Source organism: Streptomyces sp. 7R007, assembly GCF_054850255.1.
Window position 1 is genome coordinate 208387 of sequence record NZ_JBTWMV010000003.1, and the last position, 25144, is coordinate 233530.

Annotated in this window: 22 protein-coding genes and 1 riboswitch; of the genes, 9 read left to right on the forward strand and 13 right to left on the reverse strand. The window is 72.7% G+C overall.

Going from position 1 to position 25144, the window contains the following annotated elements:
* Nucleotides 1–3: 3 nt before the first annotated feature.
* Together ACYF6T_RS06025 and trpS are read right to left on the reverse strand one after the other, a co-directional pair.
* The gene (locus ACYF6T_RS06025; RefSeq protein ID WP_461693996.1) at nt 4–582 is read right to left on the reverse strand and encodes a 2'-5' RNA ligase family protein; all 579 of its coding nucleotides are present in this window, start codon (nt 580–582) and stop codon (nt 4–6) included.
* Between the two features lie 139 nt (nt 583–721).
* Nucleotides 722–1735 carry a tryptophan--tRNA ligase gene (gene trpS / locus ACYF6T_RS06030; RefSeq protein WP_461693997.1) on the reverse strand — a complete coding sequence of 338 codons (1014 nt, stop codon included), beginning with the start codon at nt 1733–1735 and terminating at the stop codon, nt 722–724.
* 89 nt (nt 1736–1824) lie between these two features.
* Between trpS and ACYF6T_RS06035 the strand changes: the two genes are divergently transcribed.
* The 3 genes from ACYF6T_RS06035 to ACYF6T_RS06045 all read left to right on the forward strand — a co-directional run bounded on the left by ACYF6T_RS06035 (nt 1825) and on the right by ACYF6T_RS06045 (nt 4408).
* The gene (locus ACYF6T_RS06035; protein WP_461693998.1) at nt 1825–2427 is read left to right on the forward strand and encodes an RNA polymerase sigma factor; all 603 of its coding nucleotides are present in this window, start codon (nt 1825–1827) and stop codon (nt 2425–2427) included.
* Nucleotides 2420–3424 carry a hypothetical protein gene (locus tag ACYF6T_RS06040; protein ID WP_461693999.1) on the forward strand — a complete coding sequence of 335 codons (1005 nt, stop codon included), beginning with the start codon at nt 2420–2422 and terminating at the stop codon, nt 3422–3424. The genes ACYF6T_RS06035 and ACYF6T_RS06040 overlap by 8 nt, the downstream gene beginning before the upstream one ends.
* A gap of 288 nt (nt 3425–3712) precedes the next feature.
* Nucleotides 3713–4408 carry a hypothetical protein gene (locus tag ACYF6T_RS06045; RefSeq protein WP_461694001.1) on the forward strand — a complete coding sequence of 232 codons (696 nt, stop codon included), beginning with the start codon at nt 3713–3715 and terminating at the stop codon, nt 4406–4408.
* A 78-nt stretch (nt 4409–4486) separates the two neighbouring features.
* Here the strand turns inward: ACYF6T_RS06045 and ACYF6T_RS06050 are convergent, their stop codons facing one another.
* Nucleotides 4487–5935: a glycine hydroxymethyltransferase gene (locus ACYF6T_RS06050; protein ID WP_461694002.1), complete on the reverse strand. Its 1449-nt coding sequence runs from the start codon at nt 5933–5935 to the stop codon at nt 4487–4489.
* Between the two features lie 33 nt (nt 5936–5968).
* A riboswitch (ZMP/ZTP riboswitch) is annotated at nt 5969–6056 on the reverse strand.
* A gap of 196 nt (nt 6057–6252) precedes the next feature.
* On the opposite strand from ACYF6T_RS06050, the gene ACYF6T_RS06055 reads away from it, so the two are divergent.
* Complete coding sequence (locus ACYF6T_RS06055) at nt 6253–7299, forward strand: AraC family transcriptional regulator (RefSeq protein WP_461694004.1); 1047 nt, start codon at nt 6253–6255, stop codon at nt 7297–7299.
* Nucleotides 7300–7495: 196 nt separating this feature from the next.
* Here ACYF6T_RS06055 and ACYF6T_RS06060 read toward each other — a convergent pair whose 3' ends face one another.
* Together ACYF6T_RS06060 and ACYF6T_RS06065 are read right to left on the reverse strand one after the other, a co-directional pair.
* Nucleotides 7496–8680 (reverse strand): glutathionylspermidine synthase family protein, encoded by a 1185-nt coding sequence (locus ACYF6T_RS06060; RefSeq protein WP_461694006.1) that lies wholly within the window; start codon nt 8678–8680, stop codon nt 7496–7498.
* 10 nt (nt 8681–8690) lie between these two features.
* Nucleotides 8691–9035 (reverse strand): hypothetical protein, encoded by a 345-nt coding sequence (locus ACYF6T_RS06065; protein WP_461694007.1) that lies wholly within the window; start codon nt 9033–9035, stop codon nt 8691–8693.
* Nucleotides 9036–9199: 164 nt separating this feature from the next.
* Between ACYF6T_RS06065 and ACYF6T_RS06070 the strand changes: the two genes are divergently transcribed.
* Nucleotides 9200–10072 carry a DMT family protein gene (locus ACYF6T_RS06070; RefSeq protein ID WP_461694194.1) on the forward strand — a complete coding sequence of 291 codons (873 nt, stop codon included), beginning with the start codon at nt 9200–9202 and terminating at the stop codon, nt 10070–10072.
* A 50-nt stretch (nt 10073–10122) separates the two neighbouring features.
* The gene (locus ACYF6T_RS06075; protein WP_461694009.1) at nt 10123–10539 is read left to right on the forward strand and encodes a hypothetical protein; all 417 of its coding nucleotides are present in this window, start codon (nt 10123–10125) and stop codon (nt 10537–10539) included.
* Here ACYF6T_RS06075 and ACYF6T_RS06080 read toward each other — a convergent pair.
* Both ACYF6T_RS06080 and pdxR read right to left on the reverse strand, forming a co-directional pair.
* Entirely contained in the window at nt 10511–13261 is a 2751-nt protein-coding gene (locus ACYF6T_RS06080; protein WP_461694010.1) for an AAA family ATPase, read from the reverse strand. The two genes, ACYF6T_RS06075 and ACYF6T_RS06080, sit on opposite strands and share 29 nt — an antisense overlap.
* Nucleotides 13262–13648: 387 nt before the next feature.
* Nucleotides 13649–15034: a MocR-like pyridoxine biosynthesis transcription factor PdxR gene (gene pdxR, locus ACYF6T_RS06085; RefSeq protein WP_461694011.1), complete on the reverse strand. Its 1386-nt coding sequence runs from the start codon at nt 15032–15034 to the stop codon at nt 13649–13651.
* Nucleotides 15035–15080: 46 nt separating this feature from the next.
* Between pdxR and ACYF6T_RS06090 the strand changes: the two genes are divergently transcribed.
* From ACYF6T_RS06090 to ACYF6T_RS06100, 3 genes are read left to right on the forward strand one after another with little or no spacing between them, the layout of a single operon-like run.
* Nucleotides 15081–15578, forward strand: coding sequence for a carboxymuconolactone decarboxylase family protein (locus ACYF6T_RS06090; RefSeq protein ID WP_461694012.1), 498 nt, complete (start codon nt 15081–15083; stop codon nt 15576–15578).
* Entirely contained in the window at nt 15575–16021 is a 447-nt protein-coding gene (locus tag ACYF6T_RS06095) for a carboxymuconolactone decarboxylase family protein (protein ID WP_461694014.1), read from the forward strand. Before ACYF6T_RS06090 ends, ACYF6T_RS06095 begins: the two co-directional genes overlap by 4 nt.
* Nucleotides 16018–16743 (forward strand): isocitrate lyase/PEP mutase family protein, encoded by a 726-nt coding sequence (locus tag ACYF6T_RS06100; RefSeq protein WP_461694016.1) that lies wholly within the window; start codon nt 16018–16020, stop codon nt 16741–16743. The genes ACYF6T_RS06095 and ACYF6T_RS06100 overlap by 4 nt, the downstream gene beginning before the upstream one ends.
* On the opposite strand, the gene ACYF6T_RS06105 is transcribed toward ACYF6T_RS06100, so the two are convergent.
* From ACYF6T_RS06105 to ACYF6T_RS06130, 6 genes are all read right to left on the reverse strand, one after another.
* A complete protein-coding gene (locus ACYF6T_RS06105; protein ID WP_461694017.1) occupies nt 16744–17694 on the reverse strand; it encodes an ABC transporter substrate-binding protein in 951 nt (316 codons plus the stop codon). It lies immediately after the preceding gene.
* Nucleotide 17695: 1 nt separating this feature from the next.
* The gene (locus ACYF6T_RS06110; protein WP_461694018.1) at nt 17696–19627 is read right to left on the reverse strand and encodes an ABC transporter permease; all 1932 of its coding nucleotides are present in this window, start codon (nt 19625–19627) and stop codon (nt 17696–17698) included.
* On the reverse strand, nt 19627–20670 hold the full coding sequence (locus tag ACYF6T_RS06115) for a quaternary amine ABC transporter ATP-binding protein (RefSeq protein ID WP_461694019.1): 1044 nt from the start codon (nt 20668–20670) through the stop codon (nt 19627–19629). The genes ACYF6T_RS06110 and ACYF6T_RS06115 overlap by 1 nt, the downstream gene beginning before the upstream one ends.
* Entirely contained in the window at nt 20667–22199 is a 1533-nt protein-coding gene (locus tag ACYF6T_RS06120; RefSeq protein ID WP_461694020.1) for a GMC family oxidoreductase, read from the reverse strand. Before ACYF6T_RS06120 ends, ACYF6T_RS06115 begins: the two co-directional genes overlap by 4 nt.
* 41 nt (nt 22200–22240) lie before the next feature.
* Nucleotides 22241–23761: an aldehyde dehydrogenase family protein gene (locus ACYF6T_RS06125; protein ID WP_461694021.1), complete on the reverse strand. Its 1521-nt coding sequence runs from the start codon at nt 23759–23761 to the stop codon at nt 22241–22243.
* Between the two features lie 302 nt (nt 23762–24063).
* The gene (locus ACYF6T_RS06130; RefSeq protein ID WP_461694022.1) at nt 24064–24894 is read right to left on the reverse strand and encodes a hypothetical protein; all 831 of its coding nucleotides are present in this window, start codon (nt 24892–24894) and stop codon (nt 24064–24066) included.
* Between the last annotated feature and the right edge of the window lie 250 nt (nt 24895–25144).

Consider the following 25144-nt stretch of genomic DNA (forward strand, 5'->3'; position numbering starts at 1 on the left):
CCGCTAGCGGCGGCTGATGGTGCCCTGCTCCACGTGACCGGCCTGCGGGGGCACCACGGCGCCGCCGAAGGCGTACTCCCGCAGTTTGCGCCACACCCCGTCGGCGCCCTGCTCGTACAGCGCGAACCCGGTGCAGGGCCACTCGGCCTCGTAGTCGGCGAGCTCCTCGAAGGCGCGGTCCATCGCCGCGTCGTCGATACCGTGGGCGACCGTGACGTGCGGGTGGTACGGGAACTGCAGGTCACGGGCGACGGGCCCAGAGGCGTCGCGGACCTGCTTCTGCAGCCAGGTGCACGCCTCGCCGCCCTCGACGACACGGACGTAGACCACGGGCGACAGCGGCCGGAAGGTGCCGGTGCCCGACAGCCGCATCGGAAACGGCCGGCCGGCCGCGGCGACCTCGGTGAGATGGGCCTCGACGGCCGGCAGCGCGGCGCTGTCGACCTCGGTCGGCGGCAGCAGGGTGACGTGCGTGGGGATGCCGTGAGCCGCGGCGTCGCCGAAGCCCGCGCGCAGCTGCTGAAGCCGGCTGCCGTGTGGCTCCGGGACCGCGATCGACACTCCGATCGTTACGGTCCCCACGTCGTCTCCTGTCGTCGTGACGGGTTGGTGTTCCGGGCCGTCGGCTATCGACTGTACGGCCACGGCTGTGCCACGGGCAGGCGCAACCGTAGTGATGTGCAGCGCTCTGCCCGGTGGTACGTGTGTTCGGCGGTGTACGTCAGTGCTTGGCGGGCAGGAAGCCCACCCTGTCGTACGCCTGGGAGAGGGTCTCGGCGGCCACGGCTCGCGCCTTCTCCGCGCCCTTGGCGAGGATCGAGTCCAGCGTCTCCGGGTCGTCCAGGTACTGCTGGGTGCGCTCCCTGAAGGGCGTCACGAACGCGACCATGACCTCGGCGAGGTCCGTCTTGAGCGCGCCGTACATCTTGCCCTCGTACTCCTGCTCCAGCTCGGCGATCGACTTGCCGGTGAGGGTGGAGTAGATGGTGAGCAGATTGCTGACGCCCGGCTTGTTCTCGGCGTCGTAGCGGATGACGGTGTCGGTGTCCGTGACCGCGCTCTTGACCTTCTTCGCGGTGGCCTTCGGCTCGTCGAGGAGGTTGATGAGGCCCTTCGGGGTGGACGCCGACTTGCTCATCTTGACCGTCGGGTCCTGCAGGTCGTAGATCTTCGCCGTCTCCTTGAGGATGTACGGCTTCGGGATGGTGAAGGTCTCGCCGAAGCGGCCGTTGAAGCGGGCGGCGAGATCGCGGGTCAGCTCGACGTGCTGGCGCTGGTCCTCCCCGACGGGCACCTCGTGGGCCTGGTACAGCAGGATGTCGGCGACCTGGAGGATCGGGTACGTGAACAGGCCGACGGAGGCCCGGTCGGCGCCCTGCTTGGCGGACTTGTCCTTGAACTGGGTCATGCGGCCGGCCTCGCCGAAGCCGGTGAGGCAGTTCATGACCCAGGCGAGCTGGGCGTGCTCGGGGACGTGGCTCTGGACGAACAGCGTGCAGCGGTCCGGGTCGAGGCCGGCCGCGAGGAGCTGGGCGGCGGCGAGCCGGGTGTTGGCCCGCAGCTCCGCCGGGTCCTGCGGGACCGTGATCGCGTGCAGGTCGACGACCATGTAGAACGCGTCGTGGGTCTCCTGCAGGGCCACCCACTGACGGACGGCGCCGAGGTAGTTGCCGAGGTGGAACGAGCCTGCGGTGGGCTGGATTCCGGAGAGCACGCGAGGACGATCAGAGGCCATGTTCACCATTCTCTCAGGTCCGTGGGGGCGATCCGGAACCCGTGGGAAACAGGTGGGAACCGATCCCTCTTCCGCGGTGTAACAACAGTGTGAGAACGCGGGAGGGGGGCCGCATCGTCGATGAGGCCGCGGTGATCGCCCGGGTACGCGCCGGAGAGCCGGAGGCGTACGCGGAGCTGGTGCGGGCCCATACGGGCATCGCGCTGAGGGCGGCCGCCGCGCTCGGGGCGGGAGCGGACTCGGAGGACGTGGTGCAGCAGGCCTTCGTCAAGGCGTACTGCGCCCTGGGCAGGTTCAGGGACGGCGCGGCCTTCAAGCCGTGGCTGCTGTCGATCGTCGCCAATGAGACGAGGAACACAGTGCGTACGGCGGCCCGGCAGCGCACGCTCGCCGGCCGGGAGGCGGCCTTCGTGGAGGCGGAGCCGCGGATACCGGAGTCGGCGGACCCGGCGGTGGCGACGCTGGAGACGGAGCGCCGCGCGGCGCTGCTGTCCGCCCTGGAGCAGCTGAGCGAGGAGCACCGCCTGGTCGTCACCTACCGCTATCTCCTGGAGATGGACGAGTCCGAGACGGCCCAGGCCCTGGGCTGGCCGCGCGGCACGGTCAAGTCCCGGCTCAACCGCGCCCTGCGCAAGCTGGGCCGGCTCCTGCCGGATTTCGAGCCTCGGGAAGGGGGTGACGAGCGTGCGTGAGGGACGCGACGCCCACGACGGCGAGGGTGCCCGTGGTCCGGCGGGTGCCGGGAGGCGGGGGCCGTGCGGACGAGGGTCCTCGGGTGGTGCTTCCGGGCTGCCGGAGGAGCTGAGGGCTCTGGGCCGGTCGCTGGCGGCACCGGGGGCGGACGGCGCGGACGACTCCCCTGGTTCCGCCGGCTCTGGTGGTGCCGGCGGTTCCGTGGGCTCCGTCGACTCCGAGACGATGGTCGAGCGGGTGCTGGGCCAGATACTGGCCGAGCATCTGGCGGTCCCGGTGGCCGAGGCTCCGGGCACGCGGGAGCGGCTGCGCACGGTGCGGCGATGGACGCGGATGCGGTGGCGTTCGCTGACGGCGGCGCTGTGCGGCCTGCTGACGGTGCTCGCGCTGACACCGCCCGTGCGGGCCGCGGTCCTCGACTGGTTCGACTTCGGCGGGGTCGAGGTGCGCTACGACCCCTCGGCGGTGCCCTCACCGGGCGCCGAGGTGCCCGGCTGCGGCCGGTCGCTCTCGCTCGCGCAGGCCGGGCGCCGGGCCGGTTTCGAGCCGCTGGTTCCGAAGGCGCTGGGCGTCCCGGAGACGGTGGCGGTGACCGGGCAGCCGCGGGGACGGTTCCTGGTCAGCCTGTGCTGGCGCGAGGGCGGTCGCACCATACGGCTGGACGAGATCCCCGCCGGGCTGGACGTCGCCTTCGTCAAGAGGCTGCGCGAGAACCCCGAGTGGATCGAGCTGCACGGAAAGGCGGGTGCTTCGGCGGACGGCGTGCAGCGCTACGCCCTGTGGTTCCCGCGTCCGCATCTGCTGAACTACTGGCTGGTCGACGCGGACGGCACCCACTTCACCCGCGAGGAGCGCACCGCCGGGCCGACGCTGCTGTGGCCCCACGAGACCGACGACGGGGACGTGACGCTCCGGCTGGAGGGCGTCACGTCGAAGTCACGGGCGATGGAGATCGCCGAGTCGCTGGGGAAGGCGTCCGAGGTGCTCTCGAAGTGACGCGTTCTCGACTCGCGGGGACGGGTTCGCGGGGACGGGCTTTCGTGAAGGGACGGGCTCGCGCGCTGTCTTTCGCTGGGCCCGTCTTCGACAGTGCCTTCGGAAAAGTGCGGGTGGGGTGGGAACCCCGGCGGGTCGGGCGGTGTACCAGAAGTGACACGCGGCTCGCGGACAGGACGAGACAGGTCGGGTCGGGTCGAGTCGGGTCATACAGGACCACTTGATTGGGGGACGGGAATGTCGCGGTGGAGGAGCAGGATTCGCGAACTCGGGGCGTTGGCGGGGGCGTTGACCGCGACGTTGTCGCTGATGGTCTGGGGCGCGTCGTCCGCGGCAGCCGGAGGTCCGACCAGCGTGCTGGTGACGTCGCCGACCGGTGCGAAGGCCACCGCGCTGTACTACTCGGACAAGGAGTACGACGCCCTGCAGGGCCTGCTCGGCGCCCCGGGCGTCGGGACGCGTGAGAAGCCGCCCGAGGCCGACCTGGCCCACGCCCGCCAGATCAACGTGACGTGGATGGCGCACGACATGACGCCGTGGCGGATAGACCGGGTCTTCCCCGTCGACTCCCGGCCCCGAGCGGTCTGGATCCACACGGCGGCCGACGTGTCGCAGACGCCGAACGGCTACTGGCACCGCGCCGACGACCCGGACCGACTGCGCACGTTGCTGAAGAAGCTGGGCGTGATGGGCAGGGCCTCCGCGAACGGCTACCCGGGCATCTTCCCGGCGCCCTGGCAGTCGGCGGGGACGGACACGGCGGCCTCTCCGGACGCGGACGCGGGGACGGCCACGGTGGCAGCGGGGACGGCCGCGACGGACACCGGCACCGACTGGTGGGCCAACTGGTGGTGGGCCGTGCCGGGGCTGGTCGTGGGGGTGGCGGCCGGTGCGGGAGGCGCCGGTCTGATACGCCGCGCGGCGGCCCGGCAAGGTGCCGGACCGCCGCCGGATGAGCCACGACAGGAACTCGTCGACCTGTGAGAGTCGTGGATCTCTTTGACATCTCGGTCGTGGATCTTTGACAACTCAACAGAGAGCGTTCCGCTCGGGCGCGGGCGGTCAGCCCAGGTCGATCTCCGGGTAGAGCGGGAAGCCGGCCACGAGGTCGGTGGCCCGGCGGGAGATCTCGTCCGCGATCTTCGGGTCGAGGACGTGCTGGGCCTTGGAGGGGGCGCCCGACTTGGTGGTGCCCGGCTCGGCGGTGGTCAGGACGCGGTCGATCAGGCCCGCCACCTCGTCCATCTCCGCGGTGCCCAGGCCGCGGGTGGTCAGGGCGGGGGTGCCGATGCGGATGCCGGAGGTGTACCAGGCGCCGTTCGGGTCGGCCGGGATGGCGTTGCGGTTGGTGACGATGCCGGAGTCGAGCAGGGCCGCTTCGGCCTGGCGGCCGGTCAGGCCGTAGGAGGTGGCGACGTCGATCAGGTTGAGGTGGTTGTCGGTGCCGCCGGTGACCAGGGTGGCGCCGCGGCGCATCAGGCCCTCGGCCAGGGCGCGGGAGTTGTCGACGATGCGCTGGGCGTAGTCCTGGAAGGAGGGCTGCCGCGCCTCGGCGAGGGCGACGGCCTTGGCGGCCATGACGTGCGGGAGCGGGCCGCCGAGGACCATCGGGCAGCCGCGGTCGACCTGGTCCTTGAGGGAGTCGTCACACAGGACCATGCCGCCGCGCGGGCCGCGCAGCGACTTGTGGGTCGTGGTGGTGACGATCTGGGCGTGCGGGACCGGGTCGAAGTCGCCGGTGAGGACCTTGCCGGCGACGAGGCCCGCGAAGTGCGCCATGTCGACCATGAGGGTGGCGCCGACCTCGTCGGCGATCTCGCGCATGATGCGGAAGTTCACCAGGCGGGGGTAGGCGGAGTAGCCGGCGACGATGATCAGCGGCTTGAACTCGCGGGCGGAGGCTCGCAGTGCCTCGTAGTCGATCAGGCCGGTGGCCGGGTCGGTGCCGTAGGAGCGCTGGTCGAACATCTTGCCGGAGATGTTCGGGCGGAAGCCGTGGGTGAGGTGGCCGCCGGCGTCGAGGGACATGCCGAGCATGCGCTGGTTGCCGAAGGCCTGGCGCAGTTCGGCCCAGTCGGCCTCGGTGAGGTCGTTGACCTGGCGGGCGCCGGCCTTCTCCAGGAAGGGGGCCTCGACCCGGTCGGCGAGGACGGCCCAGAAGGCGACGAGGTTGGCGTCGATGCCGGAGTGCGGCTGGACGTAGGCGTGGCGGGCGCCGAACAGCTCGCGGGCGTGCTCGGCGGCCAGCGACTCCACGGTGTCGACGTTGCGGCAGCCGGCGTAGAAGCGGCGGCCGACGGTGCCCTCGGCGTACTTGTCGCTGAACCAGTTGCCCATCGCCAGCAGGGTGGCCGGGGAGGCGTAGTTCTCGGAGGCGATCAGCTTGAGCATCTCGCGCTGGTCGTGGACCTCCTGGCCGATGGCGTCGGCGACGCGCGGTTCGACGGCGCGGATCACGTCGAGTGCGGCGCGGAAGGCGGTGGACTCGGTGGAGAGGGAGTCGGCTGACATGAGGGACCTCCGGACGTCGGCGTTCAGCGTTCACGGTACGGCCCAGGCGCACGGCACTCACTCGCTCGGGCCGCTCCCCGATGGTCGGTCCCATCCCAGCGCGCCAGTCACGGCCCGCCGGCCAGCCTACCGGGCGGGCCGAACGGCCCAGCCGTCCCGTCCACCATGCGGGCGACGACGGCCCGCTCGGCACCGGGTGGTGAGGGCGCCTTGGGCACGGGGGCCTGGGCCGGCCGGCTCTAGGCGGTGGGTGGGCGGGGCCGGGAGACTGAGGGCCGTATGTCCGTATGAGGCGCTTCACGAGGGGCTTGTCCGTCATGGGTGAAGCCGGGTGGGGAAGGGCGGACCGCCGGGGGTTGCTCTACCGGGGCGGTGACGTCGAGGAACTGCACGCACTGGTGAGCGCGCGGTTCGCGCCGCACCGGCTGACGGTGCTGGACGAGCAGCCGGTCGACGGGCGGTTCCGGTGCGCGCACGAGGGGGCCGTCGGGCTGTACGAGCTGGGGTACGGGGCGGGTGTCGAGGTGGTTCCAGGGGAGCTGCCGGACTTCTACAACGTGCACGTTCCGCTCGCCGGCGCCGGTGCCGTGACCGCAGACGGGGTGACGCTGTCGTCCACGCTCAGCATCGTCAACCCCGGTCAGCGGCTGTCGATGCGGTGGAACGGCGAGACGCTGAACCGCGTGCTGATCATTCCCCGGCAGACGGTCGACCGGGCGCTCGCGCTGCGGCTCGGGGAGTTTCCGTCGGCACCGCTGTTCTTCGCGCCGGTGCTGGATCCGCGGGCGGGGCCGGTGCGGGCGTGGCTGCGGGTGGTGGAGGCGTTCGGCGAGTTCACGGACTCGGAGCTGGCGGACCGTTCACCGCTGGGCGCCGGGCATTTCGAGCAGGTGCTGGTGCACGGTCTGCTGGACGCGCAGCCGCACCTGCTCAGCGATTCGGTGGCGGGCCGGGGCCCCGCGGTGCTGCCCGGTGCGGTGCGCCGGGCGGTGGACTTCTGCGCCGAGCACGCCCATGAGCCGATTTCCGTGGCCGACATGGCGCGGGCGGCGCGGGTGAGTGTGCGGAGTCTGCGGCAGGGGTTCCGTACCCATCTGGCGACGACCCCGCTGGCGTATCTGCGCCGGGTCCGGCTCGATCTCGCGCACCGCGATCTGCTGGCCATCGCCGACAGGCGGGCGGTGGGGACGGTCACCGATGTGGCGCTGCGCTGGGGGTTCGTGCATCTCGGCAGGTTCACCGGGCACTACCGGCAGGCGTACGGGCAGACGCCGTCGCAGACGCTGCGAGGGGTGGGCCGGGGGTCGGGGACCCCGGCGGGGACGGGCCGCGCTATCCACAAAGGTGTCCGTTTCCCGCCGTAATCGGATAGCAGGGTGGTGCGGGCACGGAGGATGCTGGGGGCCTGCCGCCCGGGTCGTTGAGGTTCGGGGGAGCCGAGCCGGGCGGCAGCACACTCCCCTCCGGGCACTCCCCTCCGGACACCCCCCTTCGGGCACCCCCCTTCGGGCATCCGCCTTGGGGTATCCCCCTTCAGGCATCGGCCCGGAAGCCGCCGGCTCAGTGGATGACGTGCGGCACGAAGCGCGCGTACTCGTCCGTGACCAGGCCGGACGACTCGCGGATGCCGAGTCCGGCCGCCTCGTTCTCGACGACCCAGGCGCCGAGCACCACGTGGTTGCCGTCGAAGGCGGGCAGGGGCGCCAACTGCTGGTAGCAGCACGCCTCTTCGCGGATTACCGGGTCGGCGCCCGGTTCGTGGACCGTCACGCCCGCGCCCTCCCGGCCGAGGAGCGGTTTGGCGACGTAGCCGGTGGTGTGCGCGAGTGCGCGGGGGCCGTCGAGATGGGCGGGGAGCAGGTTGGGGTGGCCGGGGTAGAGCTCCCAGAGGACCGCCAGGAGGGCCTTGTTGCTCAGCAGCATCTTCCAGGCCGGTTCGATCCACAGGGTGGAGCCGGTGCCGCCGCCGTTGTCGAGGGTGTCGAGGACGTGGCCGGCGAAGGGGTCGGTGGTGAGCCACTCCCACGGGTAGAGCTTGAAACAGCTGCGGATGAAGCGGAGTCGGTTGTCGACGAAGCGGCCGGAGAGGGCGTCCCAGCCGATCTCCTCCATGGAGATCCAGTCGGTGTCCAGGCCGGCCTGCTCGGCGGTCTCCTTCAGGTAGGCGACCGTCATGAGGTCCTCGCCGAGTTCGTCGGCCGAGGAGTGGGCGAAGTAGAGGGGGCTGCCCGGCGGGAGGAGGGCGGCCTGGTGCTTCCAGGCGGCGACGAGGCGTTCGTGGAGGGAATTCCACTGGTCGGCGCCGGGGAAGCGCTCCTCCATCCAGAACCACTGCGGGGAGGCCGCCTCCACGAGGGAGGTGGGGGTGTCGGCGTTGTACTCCAGCAGTTTCGCCGGGCCGGTGCCGTCGTAGCGGAGGTCGAAGCGGCCGTAGAGGGAGGGGAGTTCGGCGCGGCGATGCCAGGCCTCGGTGACCGCCCGGACGACGCGCGGGTCGGTCATGCCGAGGTCGGTGAAGCGGTTCGCCGTGACGATGTGGCCGGCCGCCGCGAGGCACATGGTGTGCAGTTCCTCGACGGTCTCCTCCAAAGCCTCGATCTCGGCGAGGGTGAAGGAGTAGTAGGCGCTCTCGTCCCAGTACGGGCGCAGGGAGCCGTCGGGGTGGCGGGTGAGGGGGTAGACGAGCCCCTGGGATTCGACGGTCTGCTGCCAGCCGGGGCGGGGGGTGAGGGTGTGTCGCTCCACGGGTGGTGCCTCAGCCGCCGGAGCTGCCCTTGCCGCCGCCGAAGCCGCCGCGCGAGACCCCGTGGCCGCCACCGCCGGAACCGCTGGAGGCCTTGCGCGGCTTGGTGAAGGAGCCGCCCTCGACCCAGGAGCCCTTCTTGGTGCCGCCGTAGTACCAGGCGCCGTCGACGGAGGACTTGGTGGAGGTGCAGTTCCTGTCGGCGACGATCTTGTAGCCCTTGGCCAGGCGGTAGCTGTCCCGGTCGACGCAGCGCTTGTCGGGGTCGGACGAGCAGGCGGTGAGGGCGGCGGCGAGCAGTCCCATGCCGCCGAGTACGACCGTGCCCGAGCGAAGTTGCCGGCGTGTGTCCGCCATGTCCGTGTCTCCCCCATTGCCGTGCGGTCCACTGCGGCGCGATGCGGTGCTCCGCGGCCCGTCGCGCGCCTGTTGTGCGTGGTCAGACTAGAGATCGGTGTGAGTGTGCGCGCGGGCGGCCCTTCCCCTGACCGCTCCCCTACAGTCGCTTTGTGCTCTTTGGGATGGTGTGCGCGCTCGGTGCGGCGGTCTGCTTCGGTACGGCGACGGTGTTGCAGGCGGTCGCCGCGCGCGCCGCGGGGTCGGAGGCGGGCACGGACGCCGCTCTGCTGCTGCGGGCCGTGCGCCAGTGGCGCTACCTGGCCGGGCTGGCGCTGGACGGGCTCGGGTTCCTGCTGCAGATCGCCGCGCTGCGCTCGCTGCCCATCTACGCGGTCGGGGCGGCCCTGGCGTCCAGTCTCGCGGTGACCGCGGTGGTCGCGGCGCGGTTGCTTCGGGTGCGGTTGAGCCGGGTGGAGTGGGCGGCGGTGGGGGTCGTGTGCGCGGGGCTCGCGATGCTCGCACTGGCGTCCGGGACGGAGGGCGGGCGGGACGGGTCGGCGGCGCTGCGGTACGCGATGCTCGCGACGGCGCTGGCGGTGCTCTCGCTGGGGCTGCTGGGCGGGCGGCTGTCGGGGCGGGGACGTGCCCTGGTGCTCGGGCTGGGGGCGGGGTTCGGGTTCGGGGTGGTCGAGGTGGCGGTGCGGCTGATCGACTCGCTCGCGCCGGCGAGGCTGCTGGGCAATCCGGCGACGTACGCGCTCCTGATCGGCGGGGGTGCCGCGTTCCTGCTGCTGACCACGGCACTGCAGCGCGGTTCGGTGACCGCGGCCACCGCCGGGATGGTCGTCGGCGAGACCATCGGACCCGCGGCGATCGGCGTGGTGTGGCTCGGGGACCGTACGCGGGAGGGGCTGACCTGGCTGGCGGTGCTGGGTTTCGCGGTGGCGGTGGCGGGGGCGTTGGCACTGGGACGCTTCGGGGAGGCACCGGTGGCGGCCGACCCCGGGGTTTCCCCGACCCCTTCCCGGAGGCCGTCGCCCGACGCGGCTCCCTAACGTGCCGCTGTACGGCCGGACGGTCCGGCCGGAACAGGGGGTATGACGTCATGGGACCGAACGACGCGCAGATCGTGCGGGTGTTCAGCAGGGAGCCGAACGGGGACATCGCGGACCTCACGCTGGATCCCAAGAGCAACGCCGAGATCGTGCTGGAGGCCGAAGCAGGCCGGACGCTGCACCAGAACGCGGGGAAATACCTGGTGTCGCTGGTCGTGCGCGACCTCAGCGACGGCACTGCGATTCCCGCGCAGGTCGCCGGCGCACCGCAGCCGGGAGTGGTCGAGGGCTTCTTCACGGACCCCAACTGGAAGGACTATCCGGCCAGGTTCACCTTCGTGGTGACCAGCGCCGACCTGAAGAACCACCGGGGGCACCTGGTCCAGGCCTACGGCTCGGTCCTGTACGGCACCGGTGATCCCGGCGCGACGCTGTCCATCAGCCAGCCGTTCCAGATCCTCCCGTAGTAGGTCCACTCACCCGACCCACGAGTTCCACCCGCGACCGTACGCCCAACTTGGCGTACACGTGACCGAGGTGGTACTCGACGGTCTTCTCGCTGAGGACCAGCTCGCGCGCGATCCGGCGGTTGGTCAGACCGGTCGCCGCGAGCTGGGCCACGGCCTGTTCCTGGGGGGTCAGCCTGGCCCGGGTCCACGGGGGAGTCCCGGGGGCGGGCTCGACCCCGCACGCGGCGAGTTCCCGGTCGCAGGCCGCCAGGAAGGGAACGGCGCCCAGCTCGGCGAAGCGCGCACGGGCCACCCGCAGGTGTTCCAGGGCGGGGGCACGGCGGCCCGTGCGGCGCAGGAAGAAGCCCAAGTCCAGTTCCGTACGGGCCTGCTCGAAGGGCATGCCGACGCGGGCGGCGCGGTCGAGGGCCTCGGCGTAGGCGTCCCGGGCGCGCTTCGGTTCCCGTCGGGCGCTGTGCAGGGCGCCGCGCATCCGGCAGACGGCGGCCAGCGTCGAGGCGCGCGAGCGGCGGGCGGCGCGTTCCTCCAGCGCGGTCAGCACCGTCTCGGCCTCGTCCAGACGGCCGGCGGCCAGCAGGGAGTCCGCGAGCAGGTCCCGCCAGGGGACGTTGGCGGTCTCCGCGGTGATGTCCAGGTCCTCGTGGGCACGCAGGGGCCGCAGCAGGCCGGCGGCGGTGTCGGGGTCGCCGCGGACGAGGGCGAGGAAGGCACGTCCGTACGCCACGAAGATCTCGATCATCACGGACTCCCGGACCACGGGGTTGCCGTGGGCGACGCGCAGGTACTCCTCGGCGCGTTCGTACTCTCCCCGGGCCGCGAGCGGGAGCGCGGCCTCGGCGTGGACGAGCGGTGCGAGCCACTTCTGGCCGAGGTCGGTGGCGAGGGAGGTCGCCGTCTGCCAGTGCAGGGTCGCCGATGCCCAGTCGCCGCGGAGGTACTCGGTCTTGGCCAGCAGCGTCAGGGCGATCATCCGCAGCGGCACGGACATCCGGCGTCCGAGCTCCACCGCGCCCTCCAAGTCCGCCTGCGCTTCCGGCAACTGGTCGGACGTCATGTGCAGCGAGCCTCTGCCGAGGAGGAGTTCGGCGTCCTGGGCGCCCACCAGCGGGGCGTCGGGCAGGTCGGCGAGGAGGGCGAACGCCGTCTCGTAGGCACCGAGTTGGCCGAGGGCGGCCAGGTGGACGAAGCGCAGGGTGCCGCCGGCGCGCGGCGGGCGGTCGCCGCGCCGGGCGCGTTCGGCCCAGTGCCGGGAGAGGCCGGAGTGGCCGCTCATCATGTGGACCATCACGTACTGTTCCGCGATCCGCGCCTCCAGTTCGGGGTCCGCGCCGGGGGTGCGCAGCCGCCATGCCTCGTCCAGCAGGATCCGGGCCTGCCCGGGGTGTCCGGCGACCAGGGCGAGATGGCCGCGGGCGCAGCACCGTACGGCCTCGTCGGTGGCCTCCGGGAGACCGGCGACCACATGGCGGGCCTCCTCCTCCCGGCCGTCGAACAGGTACGCCTCGACGGCCTCGCACTCCAGCCGCCCCCGCTCCTGCGCGGTGCCGGCCAGCCGGGCCGCCTGGCGCAGCAGGGGTGCGGCCTCCACCCAGCGGCCCAGTGCGCCGCGGCGGCGGGCGCAGTCGGCCAGTTCGGCGGCGAGGCGGGTGTCGGGGCCGTGCGTGGCGCGGACCTGGTGGTGCAGCCGGGCGGTCTCGGCCTCCTCGGCCTCGGCGGCGCGGGTGTGCAGGGCGGTACGGCGTACCGGGCCCAGGTCGTGGTAGACGGCGGCGCGCATCAGGGGGTGGGGGAAGGCGATGCCGGAGGTGCCGTCGTGCGTGAGCTCCTGGAGCAGGCCGTGGGCGAGGGCCTCGCCCAGGGCGGGCAGCGGGCGGTCGAGGGCGGCGAGCCGGGCGGCGCGGGCCAGGGTGCTGTGAGCGCCGAGGACGGCCGCGGCGCGCACCAGGTCCGCTGCGGCCGGGCCGCAGCGGGCGAGCCGGTCCAGGACGAGGCGGGTGTAGGACTGCGGGGCGGGCAGGGTGGCGTCGGCGCAGCGGAGGGTGACCGCGGGAACCTCCTCCAGCAGGGCCCGGCAGTGCAGCGGGTTGCCGCGGGTGTGGCCGTGCAGCCGCAGCACGGCGGCCGGGGGCAGCGGCTCGGCCAGCAGCCGGGCGCTGAGGGCGCCGATGTCGGTGGCGCTCAGGCCGTCCAGGCGCAGCCGGGCGGCGGTGTCGTCGGTGAGCAGCCTGCGCAGTCCCTCGGGCAGTCGCCGGTCGGCGAGGTCGCGCACGACGAGCAGGCACAGGACGCGGTCGGCACGCAGCCGGCGCAGCGCGAAGGTGAGGGCGTGCAGCGAGGGCGGGTCCGCCCAGTGGGCGTCGTCCACGAGGACCACGAGGGGATCGCCGTGCTGCAACTCGCCGAGCAGCTCCAGCAGTTCGGCGCCCGCGGTGAGCGGATCGGCGTGCACGGACCGGCCGAGGAGTCCGCTCAGTACGCCGTACGGCAGCGTCGCCTCGTACTCCTCGCCGGTCACCGTCAGGACGCCGCCCCGGGCGGTGGTGGCGAGGAAGCGCCGTACGAGGGCCGTCTTTCCTATGCCGGCCGGTCCTTCGACGAGGACGAGCCGGGGGCGTCCGCACCCGGCCTCCTCGTACAGCCGCTCCAGCCGGGCGAGTTCGTCCGTGCGCCCCAGGAACACCGCCCGGCCTCGGTGTCCCCCGGGCATGGCAGCGTCCATGGCAGCCCCTCCCCCGGGACGGCGGTCCGCACCCGGTTTCCGGGGCCTGCCCGAGAGGTCCTGGAGGGTGCCGTGGACCGCGTCCGTACGTTGGCTCGGCTCCAGCATCCGCGTCCGGGGGGAGGAATGTGATGCCTCCCGAGAAATTGCAACGGATGGGGCAGAAAGCCGCGACACGGGCGGCACGACCGCCCCGTACGGCACGGTGACGGCGGGACCGAGGCCCCTCCTCACCGGCACCTACAGCGATCCGACGGGCACCGTCACCACTGCCGGCCCAACCGCCGGCGCCCCGCAGCCCGCACGCCCCGCCATCCGCGCCCCGGACGGCAGCCCGCCCGACCGTCCAACCGTCCACACCCCCGGCAGCACGCTCGTCCACCCCGCCTACGACACCACCCGGCACAGTGCCTCCAGTGCCCCCGACCAAGCGTGGTCCGGCGGTGTGCCGTACCCCACGACCAGCGCGTCGCGGCGCTCGACCCGTGCCTCGGGGTGCTGGTAGCGGTGCAGGCCGTGTACCGCGAGGCCCTGCCAGGCCGCCGCACGCAGCGCCTCCTGTTCGGTGCCCGGCGGCAGGCGCAGGACGACGTGCAGGCCGGCCGCGATGCCCCCGGCGTGCACGTGTGGGGCGCTCTGGGCGAGCCGGGTCACCAGGGCGTCGCGGCGGCGCCGGTAGCGCAGCCGGGCGGCGCGCACATGGCGGTCGTAGGCGCCGGAGGTGAGGAACTCGGCGAGGGTCAGCTGGTCCAGGGCGCCGCACGTGTCGGAGCCGCCCTTGGCCTGCACCGCCTCCCGCACCAGTCCCGGCGGCAGCACGAGCCAGGCCAGCCGGAGACCGGGGGCGAGGGACTTGCTGGCGGTGCCGGCGTAGACGACGTGGTCGGGGTCGAGGCCCTGGAGGGCGCCGACGGGCTGGCGGTCGTAGCGGAACTCGCCGTCGTAGTCGTCCTCGATGACCAGGCCACCGGTGCGGCGCGCCCAGTCGACGACGGCGGCCCGGCGGTCGGGGTGCAGGGTGCCGCCCATCGGGAACTGGTGGGCGGGGGTCAGCAGGACGGCGTCCTGGTCGGTCAAGTCCCCCGGATCCGTGCCGCGTTCGTCGAAGGGCAGCGGCACGGTGCGCAGTCCGCCGTCGGCGAGCAGGTCCCAGTGGACGAAGAGGCCGTACGACTCCACGGCGACGGTGCTGCCGCCGCGCGCCCGCAGCACCGCGGCGAGGATGCGCAGGCCGTGTGCGATGCCGGAGCAGACGAGGATGCGTTCGGGGTCGGCGCGTACGCCGCGGGCGCGGGCGAGGTACCCGGCGAGGGCGGTGCGCAGTTCGGCGCGGCCGCGCGGGTCGCCGTAGTCGAGGGCCTGGTTCGGGGCCGAGGTCAGGGCGCGGCGGGCGGCCTTGAGCCACTCGGCACGGGGGAAGGAGGCGAGGTCGGGCAGTCCGGGGACCAGGTCGTAGGCGGGGCTGCTCGGGGCGCGGGGGTGGGGCGCGGGCGCGGAGGGCGGGCTGACCGGGCGGTCGGCCACCCGGGTGCCCGAGCCCTGGCGGGCGGTGAGCCAGCCCTCGGCGACCAGGTCGGCGTAGGCGTCGGCGACCGTGTTGCGGGCGATGCCCAGGTCGGTGGCGAGGGCGCGGGAGGAGGGCAGCCGGGTGCCGGGGGCCAGCCGGCCGGTGCGGACGGCCTCGCGCAGCGCGTCGGTCAGGCCCCGGCGCACGCCCGGTCCGGTCGGTTCCAGGTGCAGGTCGACACCCAAAGTGGCCCATGATTTCGCCATGGAAATGGACCATACTCCTGGGCTGCCTGGCTCCTAGGGTCGAGGCATGACGACACAGGAAGCCACCGAATACGCTGCCGAGCAGCCGGCCCGGATGCGCTGGGCCCAGCACGCCCCCGAGGTCTACAAGGCGATGGTCCGCCTGGACACGGCCGCCAAGAAGGGCCTGGACCCCCGGTTGGTGGAGCTGGTGCGGCTGCGTGCCTCCGCGCTCAACCACTGCGCGTTCTGCCTCGACATGCACACCAAGGACGCGCTCGCGGCGGGTGAGAGCGTCCAGCGGATCGTGCAGCTGAACGCGTGGGAGGAGTCGAAGCACTTCTACACGGAGAAGGAGCTCGTCGCGATCGAGCTGACGGAGGCGGTCACCGTCCTGACCGACGGGTTCGTGCCGGACGAGGTGTACGAGAAGGCCGCCAAGCACTTCGAGGAGGCGGAGCTGGCGCAGCTGATCGCCACCATCGCCGTGATCAACGCGTGGAACCGGTTCGGGGTGACCACGCGCGCGGTGCCCGGTCACTACCAGCCGGGCGACTTCTCGTGACGGCCCGTACGCGGGTCCTGGACCGGGCGGTCGCCCAGGCCATGTCGGCGGTGAGCGCGGCCGCCAAGCGGGGGCTCGGGGATCCCGCCCTCGCCGAGCTGGTCGTCATCCGGGCCTCGCAGCTCAACCACTGCGCCTTCTGTCTGGACATGCATCTCGCGATCGCCCGCGAACACGGGGTGAGCGAGCGGAAGCTGGACCTGCTGGCCGCATGGGAGGAGGCGGAGGACGTCTTCGACGAGCGGGAGCGGGCCGCGCTGGCGCTGACCGAGGCGATCACCGTGTTGACGGCCGGCTTCGTACCGGATGAGGTGTACGACAGGGCGGCCAAGCACTTCGACGACGGCCGGCTCGCCCATCTCGTCGGCCTGGTCGTCGCCATCAACAACTGGAACCGGGTGATGGTCAGCCGCCGTATCCCGCCGGGAGGGTACACGCCATGAGCAAGGTCGACGTCTTCCGCGCCCTGCACCAGGGCCGCCTCCCGAACGACCCGCTGGTGCTGCCGGGCCCGTGGGACGCGGCCGGTGCGCGGGTGCTGGAGGAGGCCGGCTTCCCGGCGCTCGCCACGCCCAGCGCGGGGATCGCGGCCTCGCTCGGGTACGCGGACGGGGCGACCCCGGCCGACGAGATGTTCGCCGCGGTGGCGCGGATCTGCCGGGCGGTGGACGTGCCCGTGTCGGCCGATGTGGAGGGCGGCTACGGGCTGGCGCCGAAGGAGCTGGTGGAGCGGCTCCTCGAGGCGGGGGCCGTGGGCTGCAACCTGGAGGACTCGCACCGGGGCGTGCTCAAGGACCCGCGCGAGCACGCCGACTGGCTGGCCGAGGTGCGGTACGCGGCCGGGGACCAGTTGTTCGTCAACGCCCGCGTCGACACCTTCACGCGCGGCGACGGCGATCCCGAACGGGCCATCGAGCGGGCCGCGTTGTACGTCGCGGCGGGCGCCGACTGCGTCTATCCGATCGGCGCCCCGACGGACGTACTGCCCCTGCTGCGGTCCGGGATCCAGGGGCCGATCAACGTGTACGCCACCCTGGAGGGCGGTCCGCGGCCCGCCGAGCTCGGCGAACTCGGGGCCACCCGCGTCACCTTCGGGCCGGGCCTGCAGCGCTGGGCGACGCTGGCGTTCAAGGGGATGGCCGACGAGCTGAAGAAGCGCTGGTGATCAGGACAGCCACGCCTTCCAGGTGGACGCGTGGCTGTCGACCCACTTCTTCGCCGCGTCCTCGGGCGACAGCTTCTGGTCGGCGATCATCAGGGAGACCTCGTTCTGGTCCTCGGTCGTCCACCTGAACTTCTTCAGGAAGGCCGCCGCCTTGCCGCCCTTCTTCGCGAAGTCGGCGTTGAGGTACTTCTGTAGCGGGGTGTGCGGATAGGCGCAGGCGACCTTCGCCGGGTCCGCGTCGCAGCCCTCCTTGTACGCGGGCAGCTTCACCTCGGTCATCGGGACCTTCTTGAACAGCCACTGCGGCGAGTACCAGTACGTCAGGAAGGGTTTCTTCTCCTTGGCGAACTGGCGGATCTGCGTGATCTGCGCGGCCTCGGAGCCGGCGAAGACGACCTGGTAGTCCAGCTTGAGGTTCTTCACCAGCGCCTTGTCGTTGGTGACGTAGGACGGGGAGCCGTCCATCAGCTGGCCCTTGCCGCCGCTCTCCGCGGTGCGGAAGAGGGAGGCGTACTTGTCGAGGTTCTTCCAGTCGGTGATGTCCGGGTGCTGCTTGACGAGGTACGTCGGCACGTACCAGCCGATGTGCCCGGTGACGCCGAGTGCGCCGCCGTGCGCGATCGTCTTCTTGTCGTCGACGTAGCGCTTCTCCTGGTCGGGGTGGCCCCAGTCCTCCAGGATGGCGTCGACACGGCCCTGGCTGAGCGCGTCCCAGGCGGGCACCTCGTCGACCTGGACGGTGTCGACGCGGTAGCCCAGCTTGTGCTCCAGCAGGTACTGCGCGACGGCCACGTTGGCCTGCGCGCCGACCCAGGACTGCACGGAGAGGGTCACGCTCCTGGTGGTGCCCCCGGCGTGGGCGAAGGGGGACGCCTGCTTGGTCATGTCGGCGGCGCCGCATCCGGTCAGCAGCACCAGGGAGCCCACCACGGCGGTCGTGCGCAGTCGCATGTCACGCTCCCTTCTTCGTACGGCGTTCCGTCGGCTGGGTCACCCGGTCGAGCATCAGCCCGAGGCAGACGATGGCGGCGCCGGCCACCAGACCGGTCGCCAGGTCGCCCTGGGCGAGCCCGAACACGACGTCGTAGCCGAGCGCGCCGCCGCCGACCAGGCCGCCGATGATGACGACGGCGAGGACGAGGACCACGCCCTGGTTGACGGCGAGCAGCAACGCAGGGCGGGCGAGCGGCAGTTGGACCTGGCGCAGCTGCTGGGCGGGGGTCGCCCCGAGCGAGCGGGCCGACTCCAGGGCGGCCGGGTCGACCTGGCGCAGGCCCTGGGTGGTGATGCGGACGACGGCCGGCAGCGCGTAGACGACGGCGGCGGCGACGGCGGGCGCGCGGCCGACGCCGAACAGCGCCACGACCGGGATGAGGTACACGAACTGCGGCATCGTCTGGAAGACGTCCAGGACGGGGCGGAGCAGCCGCTCGAAGCGGTCGCTGCGGGCCGCCGCGACACCGGTCGCGAAACCCAGCACGAGGGTGACGGCGACGGCGGCCAGGACCTGCGACAACGTGTCCAGGGACGGCTTCCACACGCCGAGCACGCCGATCGCGGCCATGGCGAGGACGGCGGTGAGCGCGGTGCGCCAGGTGCCGATCAGCCAGGCCAGGGCGGCGACCAGAAGCAGCACGGACCACCAGGGCAGCCACTGCAGGCCGCCGCGGACCGGGTCGAGCACCCAGGTGGTGAAGTGGCCCGCCCAGTCGGCGGTGCCGCCCACCACGGGCACGCCCGAGTACAGGTGCGCGGTCATCCAGTCGACGGCGCGGTTGACCGGTTCGGCGAGGTTCACCGTCCAGGCGTCGGGCCAGTCCAGGCGGCCGGCGAGCCGCCCGGCCACGGCGACGACGACCACGGCGGCCAGGGCGTACGGCCATCCCCGGGGCCGGGTCTCGCCGGAGCCGTCGCCCGCGGCCGCGGTCACCCGGTCCAGGACGACGGCCAGCAGCACGATCGGGATGCCGGCCTCCAGGGCGGCGCCCACGTCGACCGAGGCCAGCGCCTGGTAGACGCGGTCACCGAGGCCGCCGGCGCCGATGACCGACGCGATGACCGCCATGGACAGGGCCATCATGATCGTCTGGTTGACGCCGAGGAGCAGTTCCCTGCGGGCCAGCGGGAGGCGGGCGGTCAGCAGGCGCTGGCGGGCGGTGGCGCCGAGCGAGTCGACGGCCTCCAGCACCTCCTTGTCGGCGCCGCGCAGGCCGAGGGAGGTCAGGCGGGCCATCGGCGGGGCGGCGTAGACGACGGTGGCGAGCACGGCCGCGGGGACGCCGATGCCGAAGACCAGGACGACCGGGAGCAGGTAGGCGAAGGCGGGCAGCACCTGCATGGTGTCCAGGACCGGGCGCAGGGCGCGGTCGAGGCGGTCGGACAGACCGGCGCCGAGGCCCAGCAGGGCGCCGACGACGACCGAGGCGAGGACGGCGACGACCATCAGGGCGAGCGTCTGCATGGTCGGGATCCACATGCCGAGCAGGCCGCAGGCGAGGAACGCCGCCGCGGTGCCGAGGGCCAGCCGGACACCGGAGGCGCGCCAGGCGACGAACGCGCCCAGCGCGGTGACGCCGGCCCAGCCCGCGCCGAGCAGGAGGAGGTAGACGGCGCGTACGGAGACGACGACCGCCTCGCTGACGTAGCCGAAGCCGTACAGGAACAGCGGGTGGCTGTCGCGGTTGTCGATGATCCAGTCGCTGACGCCGGTCAGCGGCTTGGACAGGTCGACGGTCAGCGCCTGCGGCCAGCTGCCGCCGGCCCAGCGCGCGTTGGCCAGCGGGGCGAGGACGGCGGCGGCCAGGGCCAGGAGCAGGAGCTTCTGGACGGCCCTGCGTTTGAGCAGGCCGCCCGAGAGGGGGACGGGCACGGAGAGGGTCGCCATCACGCGGCCTCCTTCAGCGGCTCGGTTCCGGCGACGACACCGAGGAGCCTTTCGTGGTCCACGACGCCCAGACAGCGGCCGTCCTCCACGACACAGGCCGGCTTGCCGCGGGCGGCGACGACCTTGATCGCCTCGGCGACGACGGCGTCGGCGGCGACGGCACCCGGATGCTCCGGGCCCTCGCACTCCCCGGCGCGCATGGCCCGCCGCACGGTCATGACCTGCTCGCGCGGCACGTCGCGCACGAACTCGCGCACGTAGTCGTCGGCGGGGCTGCCCACGATCTCCTCCGGGGTGCCCAGCTGGACCACCCGGCCGTCGCGCATCAGGGCGATGCGGTCGCCCAGCTTCAGGGCCTCGCTGAGGTCGTGGGTGATGAAGACCATCGTGCGGCCCTCCTCGCGGTGCAGCCGGACCACCTCCTCCTGCATGTCCCGGCGGATGAGCGGGTCGAGCGCGCTGAAGGGCTCGTCGAACAGCAGCACCTCCGGATCGACCGCCAACGCCCGCGCCAGGCCGACCCGTTGGCGCTGGCCGCCGGAGAGCTGGGCGGGGCGGCGCTGTTCCATGCCCTCCAGGCCGACCTTGGCGACGACCTCGGCGGCCCGCTCACGGCGGCGCGCCTTGCCCAGGCCCTGGATCTCCAGGCCGTAGGCGACGTTGTCGAGGACCGTGCGGTGCGGGAGCAGGCCGAAGTGCTGGAAGACCATCGCGGCACGGTGGCGGCGCAGTTCGCGCAGCCGGGTGCGGTCCATCGCGCGGACGTCCTCGCCGTCGATGGCGATGGTGCCCGCGGTGGGCTCGATGAGCCGGGTCAGGCAGCGCACGAGGGTGGACTTGCCGGAGCCGGACAGGCCCATCACCACGAAGACCTCGCCCTTGCGGACGTCGAAGGAGACGTCCCGGACGGCGGCGGTGCAGCCGGTGCGGGCGCGCAGTTCGGCCGGGTGCAGGGAGGTCAGCTCGGGGTCGCCGGGGACGCGGTCGGCCTTCGGGCCGAACACCTTCCACAGACCGTCGACGGCGAACACGGGGGCGTTCATCGCGCACCACCCCCGATCAGGTCGGCGGCCCGCTCACCGACCATGAGCACCCCGATCATCGGGTTGACGGCGGTCATGGTGGGGAACACGGAGGCGTCGGCGACACGGATGCCGTCCAGACCGCGGATGCACAACTCCGGGTCGACGACGGCGAGTTCGTCGTCCGTGGCGCCCATCTTGCAGGTGCCCGCCGGGTGGTAGACGGTGTGCGCGACCTTGCGGGCGTACTCGCTCAGCTCCTCGTCGCCGGTCACCTCCGGCCCCGGGCACATCTCCCGCTTGAGCCAGCCCGCCAGCGGTTCGGTCCTCGCTATCTCGCGGGCGATGCGGATGCCGTCGACGAGGGTGCGGCCGTCGTAGTCGTCCTCGTCGGTGAAGTAGCGGAAGTCCAGGGCCGGTTTGACCGACGGGTCGGCGCTGGTGAGGTACAGCCGGCCGCGGCTCTTGGGCTTGGGGATGTTGGGGGTCATCGAGACGCCGAACTCGGGGCGCCGGTAGCCCAGTCGCTCCGGGTTGTCGGTGAACGGGATCTGGTAGAAGTGGAACATCAGGTCCGGACCCGGGTGTCGGGGGTCGCGGCGCACGAAGAGCCCCGCGTCGCTGTCCATCGCGGAGTTCTCCGGGATGGGCCCGTTCGTCTCCCACACGATCACCGACTCGGGGTGGTCGAGGAGGTTCTCGCCGACGCCGGGCAGGTCGTGGACGACCGGGATGCCGAGCGCTTCGAGGTCCGCGCGCGGGCCGATGCCCGAGTGCAGCAGCAGCCGGGGCGAGTCGACGGCGCCGGCGCACAGGACGACCTCGTCGCGGGCGCGCACGAGGATCTCCTCGCCGTCCTTGGTGCGCACGTGCACGCCCTCGGCGCGGGTGCCGTTCAGCTCCAGCCGGTACGCCCAGGTCTCCAGCAGGATCGTCAGGTTGGGCCGCTCGTCCATCACCGGGTGCAGATACGCCACCGACGCCGACGACCGCTTGTTGTCCTCGGGGTGGTAGGCGAGGTCGAAGAAGCCGACGCCGTCGGTGAACGGCTTCCTGTTGAAGCCCTCCACCCGCGGGACGCCGAGCGCCGTCTGCGCGGCGTCGACGAAGTCGCGGGCGATGGCGTTGCGGTCCTTCTCGTCGACCGGGACGATGTTGTTCTTCAGCCGGGCGTAGTACGCCTCCATCGGCACCGCGCCCCAGCCCTTGGCGCCGGCCGCCTCCCACTCGTCCCAGTCGGAGGGCAGCGGCTTGAACGCGATGAGGGTGTTGTGGGAGGAGCAGCCGCCCAGGACGCGGGCGCGGCTGTGCCGGATGTGGGAGTTGCCGCGGGGCTGCTCGGTGGTGGGGTAGTCGTAGTCCAGCTCGCCGCCGAGCAGGCCCATCCAGCGGCGCAGCGTCAGGACGTCCTCGCGGCCGACGTCACTGGGGCCGCCCTCGATGACGGCGACGGTGACATCGGGGTTCTCGGTGAGGCGGGAGGCTATGACGGAGCCCGCGGTGCCGCCTCCGACGACGACATAGTCGTAGACATGGGGGGACTGGGACATGGAGGTACTCACTCCTGGAGGTGGGGACGGGGGCGGGGGGCTCAGCCGGCGAACCAGCGGACGGGCTTCGGGGCGAGGTTCTGGTAGACGTGCTTGGTCTCGCGGTACTCGGCGAGTCCGGCGGGGCCGAGTTCGCGGCCCACTCCGCTCTTGCCGAAGCCGCCCCACTCCGCCTGCGGGAGGTAGGGGTGGAAGTCGTTGATCCAGACGGTGCCGTGGCGCAGCCGCCCCGCGACCCTGCGGGCCCGGCCCGCGTCGGCGGTCCACACCGCGCCGGCCAGGCCGTACTCGGTGTCGTTGGCGAGGGCCACGGCCTCGTCCTCGGTGCGGAAGGTCTCGACGGTGAGGACGGGTCCGAAGACCTCCTCCCGTACGACCCTCATCTCGCGGTGGCACTGGTCGAGGACGGTCGGCTCGTAGAAGTAGCCGCCGGCCGGGCGCTCGGGGGCCGGTTCGGGCCGGCGTCCGCCGCAGCGCAGCACGGCGCCCTCGTCGAGCGCGGAGGCGACGTACGACTCGACCTTGGCGCGCTGCTGCGCGGAGACCAGCGGCCCGCACTCGACGCCGTCCTCGGTGCCGCGGCCGAGGCGGATCCTCGTGGCGCGGCGGGCGAGTTCGGCGACGAAGCGTTCGCGGACGCTCTCCTCGACGATGAGCCGGGCGCCGGCCGAGCAGACCTGGCCGCTGTGGACGAAGGCCGCGTTGAGGGCCTGGTCGACGGCGGTGTCGAAGCCCTCGTCGGTGGCGCAGGCGTCGGCGAAGACGACGTTGGGGTTCTTGCCGCCGAGTTCGAGGGCGACCTTCTTCACGCCGGGCGCGGCGGCCTGGGCGACCTTGGTGCCGCTGACCAGGCCGCCGGTGAAGGAGACGAGGTCGACGTCGGGGTGCTCGGCGAGCCGGGCGCCGACGGAGTGGCCGGGGCCGGTGACGATGTTGGCGACACCGGTGGGGAGCCCGGCCTCCGCGAGCAGCTCGATGAGCGCGACGGTGGTCAGGGGGGTGATCTCGCTCGGCTTGACGACGAAGGTGTTGCCGGCGGCGAGGGCCGGGGCGATTTTCCAACTGGCCTGGAGCAGCGGGTAGTTCCAGGGGGTGATCAGCGCGCAGACGCCGACCGGCTCGTGCACCACGACGCTGTGGATGTCGGGCGAGCCCGCGTCCACCACCCGGCCCGGGGCCTCGGCGGCCACGAGGTCGGCGAAGTAGCGGAAGGCGTCGGCGACGCAGTCGATGTCGACGCGGCCCTCTTCGGCGGTCTTCCCGGCGTCGCGGCTCTCCAGCAGGCCGAGCCGTTCGCGGTCCCGTACGAGGAGGTCGGCGACCCGGCGCAGCAGGGCGGCGCGGTCGGCGGCCGGGGTGTGCGGCCAGTCGCCGCGGTCGAAGGCGTGGCGGGCGGCGGCGACCGCCAGGTCGGTGTCCTTCTCGTCACCCTCGGCGACGACGGCGAAGGGGAGGCCGTCCGCGGGGTCGATGATCTCCCGGGTGGCGCCGGAGACGGCCTCGCGCCACTCTCCGGCGGTGTGGATGGTCTGCTGTGCCTGCCGTGCCTGGTGTCCGGCCATGATCGGTGTTGCCTTCCGTTCCTGTTCAGCTCCCCTGTGTTTACACACGTGACTTTCGGGGACCGTGAGCACCTGCCCTTGCCCCCCGGATGCATGCGCAATCCATGGCCGAAAGTGCGCCGCGTCACTGAACATCCGGACAAATAGGGTGAAAACCAGGCCGAGTCGGTGGCGCGCATCACAGAGGGGCACCTACGAGCAGCGAGGCGACGTCGTGCGAGGACCCGTCTGCATGCAGAGGGGCGCGGGCCCGGCGTTCGCACCCGCACTCTCGTCCGGCGTCCCAGGGCCTCGTGGAGCGCCTAGTCGACGGCGGGGTCGGCGTCGCAGGTGGTGTAGGGCGGGCAGAACCAGTCCAACGCCGTGGTGAGGTGGGCGAGTCCGTCCTCGTCCTGGCCGTCGGAGTCGGGGCCGTAGGAGGCGATGGCGTAGATGTTGCCGTCCGGGGCGACGAAGCGCTCGTCGTAGACGTGCCAGGTGCCGACGTCGGGCTCGCCCTTGATGGTGTCGGCCAGGTACTCCAGCCGCGAGCCGGTGAACTCGCCGTCGTCCAGGTTCCGCAGGTCGAGCTCCTGGAAACCGGCCGGCTTGCTGGTCTGGTCCGACAGGTACAGGTCGAAGGAGGCGTCCGGGGAGTCCTCCTGCACCTGGTAGACCTGCAACCGGTGTTCCCGGTCCGGGCTGCGGTAGTTGACGACGGCGATCCCGTACGACGACGGAACGGTACTGCGCGTCCACCCCTGGGGGATCGCGATCCGGAACCCCTCCTCGTCGTCGTACGCCTCGTAACCGTCGGGGGGTGCGGTGGCGGACGGGGACGATGACGGCGAGGCGGTGTCGGTGTTGGTGGGGGTCGGTTCGGACGGCGGGGACGTGACGGAGGAGCCGGCCGCGACCTGCTTGTGCCCGGGGTCATCGCCGTCCCCCTTCCCCACGACCAGGGTCAGCACGAGGCTCACGGCCACTCCGACCACGGCGGCCCCGACGACGACGGACCACACGACCCGCCGGTTCGGTCCGGCGGCCGGGGCGGGCTGCCACGACTGGTCGACGGGCGGCCAGGACCCGGCACCGGACCACTCGGGCGAGACGGAACCACCGGGCCCCCCGACGCCGACGCCGTCCTCGTCCACGACGGTCCCCCCGGCCCCGGGACCGTGCCAGCCGCTGCCGGCCCCGCCACCGGGCCACCGCGACGCCTGCCCGGCTCCCCCCGCATCGGAACCCGGACCCGCCGCCGGAGCCGGCACCTCCGACGGCGGCGGAGGCACCGCGGGCGGGGTCGGCGTCGAGGGCGCAGGCGTCGGTGGCGTGGGCAGTGGCGTCGAGGCCGTCGACGTCCCCGTCTCCGTCCCCTCCTCCTCCCACCTCTGCGTGTCCTCG

What these genes read in the sequence shown, in the direction of transcription:
- ACYF6T_RS06050 (WP_461694002.1), bottom strand. Translation starts at nt 5,935, where the DNA reads ATGTCAGCCGACTCCCTCTCCACCGAGTCCACCGCCTTCCGCGCCGCA.
- ACYF6T_RS06120 (WP_461694020.1), bottom strand. Translation starts at nt 22,199, where the DNA reads ATGTCCCAGTCCCCCCATGTCTACGACTATGTCGTCGTCGGAGGCGGC.
- pdxR (WP_461694011.1), bottom strand. Translation starts at nt 15,034, where the DNA reads ATGGCGAAATCATGGGCCACTTTGGGTGTCGACCTGCACCTGGAACCG.
- ACYF6T_RS06075 (WP_461694009.1), top strand. Translation starts at nt 10,123, where the DNA reads ATGGGACCGAACGACGCGCAGATCGTGCGGGTGTTCAGCAGGGAGCCG.
- ACYF6T_RS06105 (WP_461694017.1), bottom strand. Translation starts at nt 17,694, where the DNA reads ATGCGACTGCGCACGACCGCCGTGGTGGGCTCCCTGGTGCTGCTGACC.
- ACYF6T_RS06110 (WP_461694018.1), bottom strand. Translation starts at nt 19,627, where the DNA reads ATGGCGACCCTCTCCGTGCCCGTCCCCCTCTCGGGCGGCCTGCTCAAA.
- trpS (WP_461693997.1), bottom strand. Translation starts at nt 1,735, where the DNA reads ATGGCCTCTGATCGTCCTCGCGTGCTCTCCGGAATCCAGCCCACCGCA.
- ACYF6T_RS06065 (WP_461694007.1), bottom strand. Translation starts at nt 9,035, where the DNA reads ATGGCGGACACACGCCGGCAACTTCGCTCGGGCACGGTCGTACTCGGC.
- ACYF6T_RS06125 (WP_461694021.1), bottom strand. Translation starts at nt 23,761, where the DNA reads ATGGCCGGACACCAGGCACGGCAGGCACAGCAGACCATCCACACCGCC.
- ACYF6T_RS06115 (WP_461694019.1), bottom strand. Translation starts at nt 20,670, where the DNA reads ATGAACGCCCCCGTGTTCGCCGTCGACGGTCTGTGGAAGGTGTTCGGC.
- ACYF6T_RS06070 (WP_461694194.1), top strand. Translation starts at nt 9,200, where the DNA reads ATGGTGTGCGCGCTCGGTGCGGCGGTCTGCTTCGGTACGGCGACGGTG.
- ACYF6T_RS06100 (WP_461694016.1), top strand. Translation starts at nt 16,018, where the DNA reads ATGAGCAAGGTCGACGTCTTCCGCGCCCTGCACCAGGGCCGCCTCCCG.
- ACYF6T_RS06080 (WP_461694010.1), bottom strand. Translation starts at nt 13,261, where the DNA reads ATGGACGCTGCCATGCCCGGGGGACACCGAGGCCGGGCGGTGTTCCTG.
- ACYF6T_RS06090 (WP_461694012.1), top strand. Translation starts at nt 15,081, where the DNA reads ATGACGACACAGGAAGCCACCGAATACGCTGCCGAGCAGCCGGCCCGG.
- ACYF6T_RS06055 (WP_461694004.1), top strand. Translation starts at nt 6,253, where the DNA reads ATGGGTGAAGCCGGGTGGGGAAGGGCGGACCGCCGGGGGTTGCTCTAC.